Annotated in this window: 12 protein-coding genes; 8 read left to right on the top strand and 4 right to left on the bottom strand. The window is 65.3% G+C overall.

Annotated elements, in window-relative coordinates; translation table 11 throughout:
- The first annotated feature begins 193 nt into the window (after window positions 1-193).
- From HPY64_16525 to HPY64_16545, 5 genes are all read left to right on the top strand, one after another.
- Window positions 194-595 carry an OsmC family protein gene (locus tag HPY64_16525; protein ID NPV68740.1) on the top strand — a complete coding sequence of 134 codons (402 nt, stop codon included), beginning with the start codon at window positions 194-196 and terminating at the stop codon, window positions 593-595.
- Window positions 596-610: 15 nt separating this feature from the next.
- Complete coding sequence (locus tag HPY64_16530; GenBank protein ID NPV68741.1) at window positions 611-1579, top strand: ABC transporter permease; 969 nt, start codon at window positions 611-613, stop codon at window positions 1577-1579.
- Complete coding sequence (locus tag HPY64_16535) at window positions 1572-2465, top strand: ABC transporter permease (GenBank protein NPV68742.1); 894 nt, start codon at window positions 1572-1574, stop codon at window positions 2463-2465. Before HPY64_16530 ends, HPY64_16535 begins: the two co-directional genes overlap by 8 nt.
- Before the next feature lie 98 nt (window positions 2466-2563).
- A complete protein-coding gene (locus tag HPY64_16540) occupies window positions 2564-4177 on the top strand; it encodes an ABC transporter substrate-binding protein (protein ID NPV68743.1) in 1614 nt (537 codons plus the stop codon).
- Between the two features lie 224 nt (window positions 4178-4401).
- Entirely contained in the window at window positions 4402-5058 is a 657-nt protein-coding gene (locus HPY64_16545) for a hypothetical protein (protein ID NPV68744.1), read from the top strand.
- 27 nt (window positions 5059-5085) lie between these two features.
- Here HPY64_16545 and HPY64_16550 read toward each other — a convergent pair whose 3' ends face one another.
- Window positions 5086-5742, bottom strand: a complete 657-nt coding sequence (locus HPY64_16550; GenBank protein NPV68745.1) for a ribonuclease HII — start codon at window positions 5740-5742, stop codon at window positions 5086-5088.
- A gap of 212 nt (window positions 5743-5954) precedes the next feature.
- Here HPY64_16550 and HPY64_16555 point away from each other — a divergent pair, with 212 nt between their 5' ends.
- A complete protein-coding gene (locus tag HPY64_16555; protein NPV68746.1) occupies window positions 5955-8120 on the top strand; it encodes a hypothetical protein in 2166 nt (721 codons plus the stop codon).
- Between the two features lie 39 nt (window positions 8121-8159).
- Here HPY64_16555 and HPY64_16560 read toward each other — a convergent pair whose 3' ends face one another.
- The gene (locus tag HPY64_16560) at window positions 8160-11072 is read right to left on the bottom strand and encodes an FAD-binding protein (GenBank protein NPV68747.1); all 2913 of its coding nucleotides are present in this window, start codon (window positions 11070-11072) and stop codon (window positions 8160-8162) included.
- A gap of 485 nt (window positions 11073-11557) precedes the next feature.
- Here HPY64_16560 and HPY64_16565 point away from each other — a divergent pair, with 485 nt between their 5' ends.
- On the top strand, window positions 11558-12181 hold the full coding sequence (locus tag HPY64_16565; GenBank protein ID NPV68748.1) for a hypothetical protein: 624 nt from the start codon (window positions 11558-11560) through the stop codon (window positions 12179-12181).
- Between the two features lie 260 nt (window positions 12182-12441).
- Window positions 12442-12801 (top strand): hypothetical protein, encoded by a 360-nt coding sequence (locus HPY64_16570; GenBank protein NPV68749.1) that lies wholly within the window; start codon window positions 12442-12444, stop codon window positions 12799-12801.
- A 90-nt stretch (window positions 12802-12891) separates the two neighbouring features.
- Here the strand turns inward: HPY64_16570 and HPY64_16575 are convergent, their stop codons facing one another.
- Window positions 12892-13176 (bottom strand): GYD domain-containing protein, encoded by a 285-nt coding sequence (locus HPY64_16575; protein ID NPV68750.1) that lies wholly within the window; start codon window positions 13174-13176, stop codon window positions 12892-12894.
- Between the two features lie 98 nt (window positions 13177-13274).
- On the bottom strand, window positions 13275-14480 hold the full coding sequence (locus tag HPY64_16580; GenBank protein NPV68751.1) for a glycosyltransferase: 1206 nt from the start codon (window positions 14478-14480) through the stop codon (window positions 13275-13277).
- Window positions 14481-14699 lie beyond the last annotated feature (219 nt).

Raw genomic sequence — 14699 nt, forward strand, 5'->3', positions numbered from 1 at the left:
GGTGGAATAGAACACAGGTCGGCTGGTCAGGAGGTCGGGAGGCCTCCCCAGCGTCCCTGATTCCGGCGACCTTCTTCGCTTCCCGAGGTCCCAAAATATTGCGTTTCAGCGGGGCTGTCGGATACAATCCTTCGCCAGACCTTTTCCTCCCCGTAACCCGGTAATCCGATCACCAAAAGAGGAAGCGCACGGCATGGAACTTTTCGACATGACTGTCACCTTCCCTGGCGAATTGCGCGTTGACGCCGAGATTCACGATGTGCGCATCCCCACCGGGGGCGAGGGCGAACCTTCCCCTTTCGATCTTTTCCTGGCCGGGATCGGCACGTGCTCCGGGATCAAGGTGCTGGCCTTTTGCCAGGAACGGGGCATCGCTACCGCAGGCCTGTACATCACCCAGCGCATGCACTACAATCGGGACACCAACCGCATCGAGAAGATCGAGATGCAAATCCATCTGCCGGAGGGCTTCCCCGCCCAGTATCATGACGCGGTAGTGCGCGCGGCCAACACCTGCGGGGTCAAAAAGCACATCCTGAATCCGCCGGAGTTCGAGACCTACGTCATGGTGCCGCAGACGGCCCAACCGGAATAAGCGAGGCGGCCACCCATGACCCGCTATATCATCCGCCGCCTGATCCAGGCTGTGCCGCTGTTGATCGCTATCTCCGTGATCGTGTTCGCCATCGTGGAGATCGCGCCGGGCGACCCTGCCCAGATGTATGTCGACCCGGAAAAGGGAGCCGATCCAGAGTATATCGTCCAGGTGCGCCGCAGCCTGGGGCTGGATCAGCCTGTCTACGTGCGTTATGTCTCCTGGCTGGTCAAGACGCTGCAGGGGGACTTTGGCTTTTCCTTCCGCACCCGCCGCCCGGTGGCGCTGGAGATCGGCGACCGCCTGCCCAACACGCTGTTGCTGGGCGGAGTGGCCCTGGTGATGTCCATTCTGGTCGCGGTGCCCATCGGCATCATCTCGGCGCTCAAGCGCTACACCCTGATCGATTACATCCTGAGTACCCTGGCTCTGGTGGGCATCTCGGTGCCTGTCTTCTGGGTGGCGCTGGTGTTGTTGCAGGTCTTTGCCATCCATCTCAACTGGCTGCCCGGCGTGGGGATGCGCTCGGTGCGCGTGCAATACGAAGGCTTTGAAGCCACGCTGGACGTGATCCGCCACATGATCCTCCCGGCGACTGTCCTGAGCCTGGCCCAGACGGCGAGCTGGTCGCGCTACCAGCGTTCGGCCCTGCTGGAGGTGCTGGGTCAGGATTACATCCGTACAGCGCGGGCCAAAGGTGCGCGGGAGCGGCGCGTGATCGGGTTGCACGCCCTGCGCAACGCGCTGATCCCGATGGTGACGCTGATCGGCCTCTCGGTGCCGTCGATCGTGACCGGCGCATTTATCACGGAAACGATCTTCGGCTGGCCGGGGATGGGTCGGCTGGGGGTCGAATCGATCAACGGGCGCGATTACCCGATCATCATGGCCGTGACCATGCTTTCCGCCGTGTTGATTGTCGTGGGCAACCTGCTGGCCGATATCGCCTATGCCTGGGTTGACCCGAGGATTCGCTATGACTGAGACGATCCTGCCTCTTTCTTTGGAAGCGACCCGCCCCACGCCCCAGTGGAAGCTGATCTGGCGCCAGTTCCGCAAGCACCGGCTGGCCCTGGTCAGCGCTGTACTGCTGCTGCTGATGGGGCTGATGGCGATCTTCACCGATCAACTCACCCCTTACGATCCCAACGCCAACAATACCGCTTATGCGCGTGGCCGCCCCCAGCCGCCCTCAGCGGAATATGTCTTTGGCACGGACAACTACGGTCGGGACTACCTCTCGCGGGCAATGGTTGGGGCGCGCGTCTCCCTCTTTGTTGGCGTGACAGCGGTGATCTTTCAGATCGGCATCGGCGTGACCATCGGCGCGACGGCGGGCTACTTCGGCGGCTGGGTGGACAACCTGCTGATGCGCATCACCGATATCTTCCTGTCCATTCCCGGCTTCTTCCTGCTGTTGATCATCTCCGGCGTGTTCGGCGGCACATTGCTGACGCTGATCTTCCTGATCGGCGCCCTGAACTGGATGACCGTGGCGCGCCTGGTGCGGGCGGAATTCCTTTCCCTCAAAGGGCGCGAATTCATCGAGGCGGCGCGCTGCATCGGCGTGCCAGGCTGGCGGCTGGTGACTCGCCATCTGTTGCCCAACGCCCTGGCCCCGATCATCGTGGCCGCGACGCTTTCCGTGCCTTACGCCATCCTGACCGAGTCGGCGCTGAGCTTTCTGGGGCTGGGGGTGCCGCCGCCCCACGCCAGCCTGGGTAAAATGCTGGAAGAGGCTCAGCAATGGCTGCGGACGGCATGGTGGATGTGGGTCGTGCCGGGCGCGATCATCTCTGTGATCGTGCTGTCGTTCAACTTCGTTGGGGATGGGCTGCGCGACGCCTTCGACCCGCAACTGCGGCGTTGAGCCGGGCGCGCAGATAGTCCGACTGCGGCGCTTCCGCCGGGCTGGTAAAACAGTGCATCTCTGTCCGTTTACATCGTACCAGGAGGATGAAAGAAGTCATGCGCAAAACATTGTTGAGTCTGCTGCTGGTGGTGGGGCTATTGCTGCCAGTGATGGCTGTCAGCGCCCAGGGCGGCGAGGACTTTGTGTGCCCGAACAAGGGCGGCACGATGGTGGTCTCCTATGGCGGCGACCCGCGCACCCTGAGTGGCCTGTATGCCAACGACGGCAACAGCCTGTTCGTGGTCACCTTCATGGCCGAACCGCTCATCCTGGGTGGCGAGAACTGGGGCGATAAGATCGAACCGGCCCTCGCTGAATCCTGGGAAATCTCGGAAGACGGGCTGGAGTACACCTTCCATCTGCGTCAGGGTGTCAAGTGGCACGACGGCGAACCCTTTACGGCGGAAGATGTGCTCTTTACCTATCAGGCCGTACAGCTTGAGGAAAACGCCATTGACTGGCGCCCCAACCTGATGCAGGGCGATCAGCCGATGCAGTTCGAGGTGGTGGACGATCACACCTTCAAGGTCATCCTCAACGAGCCTGATGCCGCCGTGCTGACCTCCCTGGCCATCCCGATCGTGCCCAAGCACGCCTTCGAGGGCCTGAACATGGTCGACGCGCCGTACAACACCAACCCGATCGCCACCGGCCCCTTCAAGTTCGTGGAATGGAAGACCGGCGAGAGCATTACCCTGGACGCCAACCCGGACTACTGGCGCGGCGCGCCGTGCCTGGACCGCATTGTGGTACGCTTCATCGAAGGCGCGACCAACACGGCTAACGCCCTGCTGGCCGGTGAGGTGGACTTCGCCCGTGTGGACGGCGCGGATGTGACCCCCTTCCAGGACAACCCTGACTTCGTGCTGCAGACCGCCCCACGTGACCTGATGCGTTACGTCGGCTTCAACGTCCGCAGCCCCAACTTCAGCGACCCGGCAGTACGCCGCGCCCTGGCCGTTGGCCTGGATCGCCAGGCGATCATCGATGTGGCGGCGGGCGGCTATGGTATGCTGGCGGATTCGCTCTTCAACCGGGCCGTCTTCATGTACGAGGAAGGCCGCAACGAGCAGTATCCGTACGATCCGGAACTGGCCAAGCAGATGCTGGCCGAGGCCGGCTGGACGGATACCGATGGCGACGGCATCCTGGATAAGGATGGCCAGCCGATGCACATGCGTCTGGCCTACATGGGCACCTGGTCACTGATGCAGGCCATTGCCCCGGTCATCTACGACAACTGGCGCGCCCTGGGCGTGGATGTCGAGCTGGCCCCGCTGGATGAGGCCAAGGCCTACGAAGAAATCTACGAGAACACCAGCGAGGAAAAGCCCTACGACGCCACCATCGGCGGCTGGGGTCTCTTCGGCCCGGAGCCGGATCACTACCGCAACTACCTGGCCAACCCGACCGGCTTCTTCGCCTTCAACAACCAGCAGATCATCGACCTGTTCAATCAGGGCCGCAAGGTGACCGACCCGCAGGCGCGCTATGACCTGTACGCCGAGATCGATCGCCTGCTGTGGGAAGACCTGCCGATGATCCCGCTCTATCAGGCTGTCGGCGCCTGGGCTTACCGCAGCGACCTGAACATCGATGCGGCGGAACTGAACGGCACCTTCCTGACCGGTCTCAAGTACCCTGGCCGCGTCTACTTCGAGGCGCAGTAGCCCGGCACAACGGCGCTGATGCGCCGGACAAGCCATAAGACCACAGGGGCATATCCTCATCGGATGTGCCCCTGTGTATTGCCGCCTGCTGGCGAGGGGCCTCTTGGGGCGGCAATCCACCCTCTACAGGGTGTTTCCCCTGGCGTACCGGCGTCAGAACAGCCAGCGGCGCGGGGCCGGTTCCCGTATAATAGGTTTGACATCTACATGCAGGTGGAGGTGAGATGACCAACGGTTGGGTGATGCTGGCGCTGTTCCTGGCCGGGGCGTTCACAGCGCTGGCCCTGGCGGCGCTCATTAGCCGCTGGCAGGCCGGGAAGCAAGCCGCTACAGCACAGGTTGGCGCTGAGCCGCCCGTTGTGGGAGCCGATATTGCCGCCCTGCGCCAGTCCCTGCAGGCCCTCCACGACGCCCTGATCCGGCACAGCGCCCTGGTGGCCCAGCTGCCCACCAGCTTCACGGTACGCACCGGGGACAGCAATACCGCTCTGCTCAACGACATCCGCCGCGAACAAGACGAACATGCCGCCGCCTTGCGGGCGCTGGGCACTTCCCTGGCGGCGCTGGAAGCCCGGCTTGACAAGGCCATCGCCCGGTTGGAAGCCGCCCGTCCCGCGCCCGGTCCGGCTGCCCGTCCGGTGGGGACTGGCCCGATCATCACCCGCCTGCGCGACGTGCGCGGCATCGGCCCGGTCTACGAACGGCGGCTGTGGCAGGCGGGGATCACCACCCTGGCCCAGCTTGCCGCGCTGACACCGGAAGAAGTACGGGCGATTGTGCAGCCGCCTGGCGGCTTCCGTACCGATGTGGAAAGCTGGATCGAACAGGCCCGCCAGCAAACAGGCGCGGCACACCCTCCTGGGCTGGATAACCAGGGCTGAACACGCAGCAGCGGGTAGCAGCAACCGCTACAGGAGTTGCTTCCAGGACATTACGGGGCGGAAACTGTGGCGGTGGGCCACACAGGGGCCGTGAGCGGTCAGTTCCTCACGGTGCTGACGGGTGCCGTAGCCCTTGTGCCAGGCAAAGCCGTACTCCGGGTACTGCTCATCCAGCGCCAGCATAAAGCGGTCACGATAGACTTTGGCCAGGATACTGGCGGCGGCGATGCTCAGCGAGCGCTGGTCGCCCTTGATGATCCGCCGCTGCCGGTCGGCAGGGATGACAGTTTCCGCCAGGCTCATGGCATCGATCAGGACGTAATCGGGGGCAATCTCCAGTTTGCGCAGGGCGCGTTCCATGGCCAGTTGCGTCGCGACAATGATCCCCTTCTCGTCGATCTCGACATTGGTGGCGCGGCCTACCGCCCAGGACAGGGCGATCTCCTCAATACGGGCGGCCAGCTCGTCGCGTCGCTCTGCGCTGAGGGCTTTGGAATCCGTGACACCGGCCAGCATCGTCGAAAGGTCTTCGCGTTCCACAGGCAGGATGACCGCGGCGGCGGCCACCGGTCCGGCCCACGCCCCGCGCCCGGCCTCGTCCACGCCAGCGATCAGCCGCCACCCCTGGGCATAGGCTTCGCGCTCAAATTCCAGCCCTGCCGTGGTGATCACGCCCCTAGCCATACCTGCTCCGCTCCCCACTTCCCGGCCGTTTCATCCGCTATCACTATAGCACCGAACAGGGATGGCGAACAGCGGACGACGAGCGGGAAGAAGAGGCCGGGAGGCCGGATCGCTGGCTGCGCTGGCCTGTGCTTTTTCCGGCGGTCAGCGGCAGGCGGCGAAGCCGCACGCTATACTCGTGCCCGTACCCCTGCCTATCCGGAGCGCCGCGTATGCCCCATCCGCAGCCTGCTTCGCTCACCGCCCATCCCCACGCCGACCTGGCCGCCCTGCTGCTGATCACGCTGGCGGTGCTGATCTTCTTCGCCCCGGTCTGGGCGGGGGGCGGCTGGCTGCCCTACGGTGGCGGCGATCTGGTCTCCTTTCTGTGGCCGACTTATCGCTTCGCGGCGCGGCTGTTGCCCGGCGCATTGCCACTGTGGAACCCGCACCAGTACAGCGGCGCGCCCTTCTGGGCGGATAACCAGAGCGGCGTGCTCTACCCGCCCAACCTGCTGTTCTCCCTGCTGCTGGATGACCTGCCCTACCAGGCGCTGGAAGCGCTGGTGATGGCCCATATCTGGCTGGCAGGGATCGCGATGTATGCCTGCCTGCGCCTGATCCGGCGCGATGCGCCGCTCCTCCCCGCGCCAGCGGCGGCGGGCGCGATCGCCTTCATGCTCTCCGATGTGTTCGTCACCCACCAGGGCAACCTCAACCTGATCGCCGTCGCTGCCTGGCTGCCGCTGATCTTCCTGGGCGTCTGGCGCGGGCTGGAAGCGGCCCGCTTTGAGCCAGCGCAGTCCGCGCCGGGCCGGGTGCATCTCAGCCGGGCAGCGGCGGCGCTGGCCGACCGCTGGATCATCCTGGCGGGTGTGACCTTCGGGCTGGGAACGCTGGCCGGACACGCCCAGATGACGTATTTCACCGCCCTGCTAGTCGGCTTGGCGGGCCTGTGGCGGCTGGGTGAAGCGGTCATTGGGCGGCGCAGGGCGCAGGTGGCGCGGATGGCGGGAAAACTGCTGATGATCGGCCTGATCGCGCTGGGCCTGAGCGCGGCGGCGTTGCTGCCAGCACTGGAGTTGACCGGCTACACCACCCGCGCCGGGCTGAGCTATGAACAGGCCGCGCGGTACAGCCTGCCGCCGCAGGCCCTGATCGGGCTGGTTGCGCCGTGGGTCTACGGGCGCGGCCCGCGCGACTTCAGCGGCAGTTGGGATCGCGTTGAGGTCGGTTACATCGGTGCGCTGGCGCTGACCCTGGCCGTCATCGGCGCGGCGCATGGTCTGCGCCGCCGCGACGGCCTGGCCGTCTTCCTGGCGCTGGCGGCGGCGTTGAGCTTCCTGCTGGCGCTGGGCGGGTACTTCCCCCTCCACCGCCTGGCCTATGCCATTCTGCCCGGCTTCGGGAGCCTGCGCGCTCCGGCGCGGTTCGTCCTGCTGGCGGATTTCGCTGCGGCGGGCCTGGCCGCGCTGGCGCTACAAACGCTGACAGCGCGCGGCAGTGCGCTCTGGCGGCGGTCGGCGGGGTGGATCGTCGCCGCACTGGTGGCGGCGGAACTGATCGCCTTCGGCGCAGGGATCGAGGTTCAGGCGGAAGATCCGCGCACAGGCTACGATCACGCCGACGCGGTAGCCTGGCTGCAGGCCGCACCGGACGCGCCCTTCCGTATCGAGGGGGCGGCTCCCGGCTGGCAACCGGACAGCGCCAGTCTGTACGGCGGGCAGCTATATGACATCACCGGCGTCAGCAACCCGCTGGCCCTGGCCGCCTATGACGCCTACTACTGGGGGGTGGGACGGCGCGGCTCGCCAACCTACAACTTTCTGGGAGCCAAGTATGTGATTGCCGCCAGCGGAGCCGCGCCGCCCGGCGACGCAACCTTCGTCCCGGTCTACGAGGCGGCCTCCGGCGTGACGATCTACCTCAACACCGGGGCGCAGCCGCTGGCCCGCCTGGTCTACCGCGCTACCCCGGTGGAAACGCCGGAAGCTGCCTGGGAGGCCATCCACGCCCCGGCCTGGGACGCAAACGCGGTCGTGTATGTGGAAGGCGGCCCGGCACTGGACGGCGATACACCGCCAGGGGGGAGTCTCTTCTTCACTGTGTACGAACCCAGCGCGCTGGCGGTGGTGGTCAACACCCCGGCCCCGGCCTACCTGGTGCTGGCCGAGACGTGGTACCCTGGCTGGCAGGCGTTCATCGACGGCCAGTCAGTCCCGATCTACCGGGCTAACACGGCCTTCCGGGCGGTTTACATCGATACGCCGGGCGAACACACCGTCCTGCTGGCCTTCCGCCCGGCTCCGGTGGCGATCGGCCTGGCCATCAGCGGCGCGACCATCCTGGTGCTCCTCAGCGCGGCAGCGAACGCTGCCAGGCGGCGATCCTCTCTGTAGCCTCCAGTTCACCCAAGCCGGCACGGCTTTGTCCCTGCCTCACTTCTTCAGCCGCGCGGCCAGGACCTGCGCCGGGTGCAGCGCCTGCCGCCCGGTGAAGTCTTTGATCTGGTGGCGGCAACTGGTGCCTGCCGCGACGATGGTGACCTCCGGGCGTGTGCTATCTACCGCCGGGATCAGGCGGCGGAAGGCCATCTCTTTGGAGAGGGCGTAATGCTCCTTCTCGTAGCCGAAGGCCCCGGCCATCCCGCAGCAGCCCGAATCGACTTCCTCCACACCGCGGTGAGCCAGCCCCAACGTCCGGTGTGCCGGTTTGGTGCCGACCAGCGCCTTCTGGTGGCAGTGGCCGTGCAACAGGCAGGGCGTGGTATCCGGCTCAAAGAGATCGGCCCACTCGTCGGCGTGCAGGGCGGCGAATTCCTCAAAGGTATAGGTGTTGAAAGCCACCGCCTGCCGGTCGGGGTGGTCGCTCAGGTACTGGTGTTCGTCGCGGATGGTCAGGATGCAGGACGGCTCCAGCCCGACGATGGGGATGCCCGCTCGCCCGTAGGGAGCCAGGATGTCCATCACTTTGTCGGCGGCGGCCCTGGCCTGTTTGACAAAGCCTTTGGAGAGGTACGTCCGCCCACAGCAGGCGTAAGGCGGGATGATCACCTCGTAACCGGCGGCAGTCAGCACGTCAAAGGCGGCCTGAGCGATGGCCGTCTCGTTGTAGTTAGCCCAGGTGTCCACATACAGCACAACCTTGTTGCCGGTTGGCGTTGGTTCCGGCTTGCGGCTCAGGAACGCCCTTTCAAAGCGCGGCAGCTTGCGCCGCCGGTCGATGCCCAGCGTCACATCCAGCAGGACAGCGGTCAGACGGTTCTGCAGGACAGCGTTGGCCAGCGGATGGAACAGGCTACCCACCCGGCTAAAGACCGGCATGTTGGCAAAGAGCCAGGTGCGCAGGGAGGGCCGGGTGTGCTGGTAGCGGTGGGCCTGCCATTCCAGCTTGATCTTGGCCATGTCCACCGCGGAGGGGCACTCCGCCTTGCAGGCTTTGCAGGAAATGCACAACTCCATCGCCTCAGCCAGCCGGTCGCCAAAGAGCTGATCGCGGGGGATCAGGCCGCTCATGGCTGCGCGGAGCAGGTTGGCCCGCCCGCGCGTGCTGTGCTCCTCCTCGCGGGTGACCATGTAGCTGGGGCACATCGTCGCCGCGTCCAGCTTGCGGCAATCCCCTGCCCCGTTGCACATCTCAATCGCGCCTGCATAACCAAAGTCCGCCGACCAGTCCAGGTGCTCGTAAAGCGGCAGGGTGGCATAATCGGGGCCGAAGCGCAGGTGCTCGGTCATCGGCGGCGCGTCGACGATGTTGCCGGGGTTCAGGCGGTTTTCCGGGTCAAAGGCCGCCTTGACCTGCCGGAAGGCTTCGTATACCTCGTCACCGAAGAAGTGGCGGTTGAGCCAGGAGCGCGAGCGGCCGTCGCCGTGCTCGCTACTCCACGCCCCGCCGTATTTGACCGCCAGGTCGCAGGCCGTGCGCGCCAGATGTACCATCTTCTGGATATCTTCCTCCGCCTTCAAATTGAGGATCGGGCGGACATGCAGGCAGCCGGCGCTGACATGGGCGTAAGTCGCCAGCGTGACCGCCACCTCATCCGCCGCACGTTGCAGATCGCGCACGTAAGCAGCCAGATGTTCCACCGGCACGGCCACATCCTCGATGAAAGGCACCGGCTTGGCGTCCCCACGCAGGCTCATCAGCAACCCCAGCCCGGCCTTGCGCACAGCCCACACGTTGGCCTGGGAAGCCGCGTCGAGCATGCGGGGGCGGTAATCGCTGGCGGGGATGCCGCGGGCGGTGATCTGAGCGTCCAGCCGGTCGAGCTTGCGCACCAGGTCGGCCTCGTCCTCGCCATAGAACTCCGTGATCAGGATGACGGCAGGATCGCCGCTGACAAAGCTCAGGCGCGGCGCCCAGGAGGGCGACTGGCGGCACAGGTTCATCTGCATCCGGTCGAGCAGTTCCACCGCGCTCGGATCCACCTCCAGCAGCGCGGGGACGGATTCCAGCGCGGCGTTGAGATCGTCAAAATGCAGGATGGTCAGCGCCCGCTGCCGGGGCCGTGGCACCAGGTTGAGCGTCACACTGAGGATCGCACCCAGTGTACCCTCGCTGCCAACCATCAGCCGGGCCAGGTTGAAGCGTGGGTCTGTCCAGCGGATGGGAGCCAGCGGGATCTGGCTGGTGTCGCCGGTCAGCAGGCGGTCGAGGTTGTAGCCGCCGCAGCGCCGCCAGGTGCGCGGCAACCGGGCGCGGATGGCGGCTTCCTTTTGCGCCAGGATGGCCGGGATGTGGCGGTAGACCTGGCCTTCCAGCGTATCCTGCGCCGCCTTCTGGCCGATCACAGCGTCCTCCAGCGGGCCAAAAGTGACCACGCTGCCATCGGCCAGGACGACCTCCATGCTGATCACATGGTCGGCGGTCATGCCATAGAGGATGCTGTGCGAGCCGGTAGAATTATTGCCGCAGATGCCGCCCAGGGTAGCGCGATTGTCGGTAGCCGGGTCAGGACCGAACATCAGCCCGCGCTGGGCCATGGCGCTGTTCAGACGGGCCAGGATCAGACCCGGCTGGGCTTTGACCCATCGCTCCGGGGCGTTGACCTCCAGGATGCGGCCCAGATGCGACATGTCGATGATCACTGCTTCGTTGACCGCCTGGCCATCCAGGCTGGTGCCGCTACCGCGTGGCAGGACAGGCAGGCCGTAGCGGGCAGCGGTTTCCATCGTGGCGATCACATCTTCAGGCGTTTCTGCCAGCACCACGGCCAGCGGCATGACCTGGTAAATGCTGGCGTCGGTGCTGTACAGGACACGGTTGAAGTGATCGGTGCGGATAGCGCCCTTCAGGTGCGGCCGCAGTTCGGCGGCGAAATCCTCAACGGCATAGGTTTGCGTGGAAACCATAAGCGTTCTTGCTCCAGATAATTGAGGTCGGGTGGTACAGCCGGCGTGTACGGGCAGCGCAGAGATACCCCGATTATATCCCCTTCGTCTGGATAGGTCCTTCCAGACTGACAAACTGGCTTAGGAAAAGAGGCCGGGAAGCCGCCTGAGACGTGGCAGGGTTGCCTTTAGCCTTTCCATCTCCTGGCATCCCGGTTTCCTGATCTCTTCTTCGGGTTGTTGCCAGGGTCTACGCCGAACTGCACCCGCGTCCGCTGAAGACTGAAGAAGCGGGCTTATGTCCTTTTGCCCACTTTCCAGTATAGTTAGGGAGAGTCCAGTGTTCGCCGACTGCCGCAAGGTCGCCGGAGAGCGCCATCCGGCGGCGGGCCAGCGCCGTCGGTAGTGGGCGTGCAGGTTGCTTTCCCGGTTCTGCCATGGTCGGCAAGCCGGCATATAGTATGCTGTTTCCTTCTGACCTGTGTAGGTGTAAGGAGTGGTGGTTTATGTTTCGGCGCAACCTGATTCTTGTGGGGCTGCTGCTCGGCAGCCTGAGCCAGCTTGGGTTCTCCGGTCTTCAGCAGCAAGCGACCAGCGATCAACTGGGCTTCTGGCTGATTCTGTTTATTGCCGCCGTCGTGCTGGTCGTGCTGTTGTGGTGGGCGTTACGCGGGTCAGCGCGTTCCGCGCAGGGCTACCGCCCCGGCGCCAGCCAGGTTGAGGAGGCTGCGCACCCGGCTGAGCCGGTTGCCGCCGCAGCCGAAGCACAGGCAATAGAGGCTGCCGTCGCTCCGGAGCCGCCAGCAGCAACTGAACCAGCCCCGGCGGAGGCTGCGCCTGTGGCGGTCAGTGAAGCGGCTGCTCCCGCCGCGCCCGATGATCTGCGGCGCATCGAGGGCATTGGCCCCAAGGTTGACGCTGCCCTGCGGGCGATGGGCATCACAACCTTCGCCCAGCTTGCCGCCACCGACCCGGACAGGCTGGAGGCCGACCTGCGGGCCACAGGCGTGCACATTCTCCCCGGCGCGCCCAAGACCTGGCCGGAACAGGCGGCGCTGGCGGCCAAGGGCGACTGGGAAGGCTTTGAGAAGCTGACCAGCCAGCTCAAAGGGGGCCGCCGCCGGGAATGAGTGTGGGCAGTGGTTCAATAGCGTACAGGCATCGGGGGCGCAGCAGCGCCCTCGATGTTTTCCGGAGCCGGTTGCTGCCACAGGCTGGCTCTTGCCGACCCTGATTGACCTGTTTTCTGTGATTTTCCTGGCAGCGCATGAAAAAAAGTGTGACATTACCCCCCCCTGGCGCGGTTTTAATGGCGAAGTCAGATGGCGAACAGGGGCCCCTGTGATGCCTGTCGTACCAACATCCAACATAGTCACAAGGAGAACTGAGCATGTCTGACCGGGTAGTGAGCAAAGGGATGGCAGTGATTGTGCTGGTGGCGCTGCTGGCGATGGCGTCAGTGGTCGCGGCGCAGGGCGGTGGGGACCGCCTGCGCCAGCAGAGTCGCGATCAGATCATGTTGCAGGATTGCAACGTGCAGGATTGCGACTGCGTGCCCGATCAGCTGCGCCTGCACGCTCAGGACAGCCTGCAGGATGGGGAGCCTGACCGGCTGCGCCTGCGCGACTGCGACTGCGATTGCGATGGGGTGCCTGACCAGCTGCGCCTGCGCGATCGGACACAGGATTGCCTCTCCGGCTGCGAGCCGGTGCTGCTGCGGCAGCAGCTTCAGGTGCGGCTGGGCCGTTAGCCAGCCCGCCGTTCGGCGTTGAAAAAGCCACAGGCTGTCCCGTTAACGGGGCAGCCTGTGCGTTTTTTTGTCCTTCCTGGGGCAAAGACTCTACTTGAGAGCGGCAATCAACGAGTCAATATCGATGGCCGGCAGGGTGGTCAGCCGGATCGTCCCGCGCGAGGCCAGTTCTGCGGAAACACGGGCGACGGCCAGGTTATCCGCGGCTTCCACGATGTTGACGAAATCGTACGGGCCAAGCGTGGCGTACTGGGCCACAACTTTGACCCCCAGCGTCTCCAGTTCAGCGTTGACCTCTTTGATCCGTTCCGGGTTGTGCTTGATCGTCTTGGAGCCTTCGTCGGTCAGGTTGCTGAGCATGACATACGTGGGCATGACTGCCTCCTGTGCGCTCAAGCCGGCGATACTTTCAGTGTAGCACGAAACACGTCCAGCTTTCAGGCGCGCCGGGCAAGTCAAGGTAGAGGTGCCCTTTACCTGCGCTGCACGAAGTCCAGGATTTGCGCTGCCCGCGCCGCCCAGGTATAGCGCTCAAAGACCAGCCGCCGGGCGTTTTCTGCCAGGCAGGTACGCAGCGGCGGGTCATCCTGCAGGCGGGCCAGCGCCGCCGCCAGCGCGTCCACGTCCGAGGGCGGAACAAGCAGCGCTGTTTCCTCATGGCGGACGATCTCAGCCGTGCTGGGCAGATCGGTCGCCACAATGGGCCGCCCGCTGGCCATATACTCGAACAGCTTGACCGGGCTGGCGTAGTAAGCGAAGTGCTCCGTCCAGGGGAACGGCATGACGGCGACATCAAAGGCCGCCAGCGCGCGCGGCACTTCCGCAGCGGCGATCTGCCCCGGCGCGTGAAAACGCTCCGGCGGCAGGCCCAGCGCCACCCACTGCACCCGGTAAGCCGCCGCCATCTCCTCCGGGCCGCCGACCAGCAACAGGTGCAGGGCACGCTCCGGCTGGCGGGCGATGGCCAGGATCAGGTCATCGACACCTTTGCCCATGTTCAGCGTGTGCAGGCGGCCCATGTAGCCGATGATGAACGCCTCCGGCGGCAGGCCCAGCGCTGCCCGCGCCTCCGCCTGGCCGGGCATGGCGGCGAAGCGTTCCGCGCGGATGCCATCCGGGACGACCAGCACCCGTTCCGCCGGGACGCCCAGTTCCACCAGCATGTCGGCCATGTGGCGGGTGACAGTCAGCGCCCCGCCGATGGCCCGTGCCAGATCGGCCTGCGCCTGCCGTTTGCGCCTGTCCGCGGAGAGGCTGTGCACTTCCCAGAACAACCGCCGCGACGGTTTGAAGCGGCGCAACGCGTCCAGTACCAGCGGATGGCGGCTGTAGTACACCGCGTCTGCCGCTGTACTGCGCAGCAGCAGCCACAGCGCGGCGCTGTAGGTCGCCAGCTGCAGGTAGTGCGCAGCCTGGGTGAATCGGTTAATCCGGCCCCCGGCCAGTGGCAGCAGATCCAGCGTCGGGACATAGCGCAGCCGGAAGGCGTCGCGCGGCACATCGTAGACTGTCCAGATGTCCCGCCCGCGCAGCTCCGGCGGCTGAAAGCGGGTGGCAGCGTAGAGCGTCACAGCAGCGCCAGCGGCGGCCAGCGCCTCGCAATTATGGACGATCTGGAGGCCGTGGGCTTTTTCCGTCGGCAGTCGGACGGGAGCCAGGTAGTGGAACTGGAGCGGCATGGCGCAGGAACCTTCCAGGACAGAATACCGAACCGTGATCGCAGAGTGTACCGCGCCAGCCGATACATCGGCCATGCGGGTGCGCGCAGGCATAGGGCAATCGCATGTGAAACTCTAATGTAGGACAATGGCAGCCAAACGACAAGGAGGCTGCCATGCTACCCGAAACGAGCTTGCTCGCATACTTTGCAGACCTGGAAGACCCGCGCAATGACCATC

Source organism: Anaerolineae bacterium (assembly GCA_013178165.1).
Lineage (GTDB): Bacteria > Chloroflexota > Anaerolineae > Aggregatilineales > Ch27 > Ch27.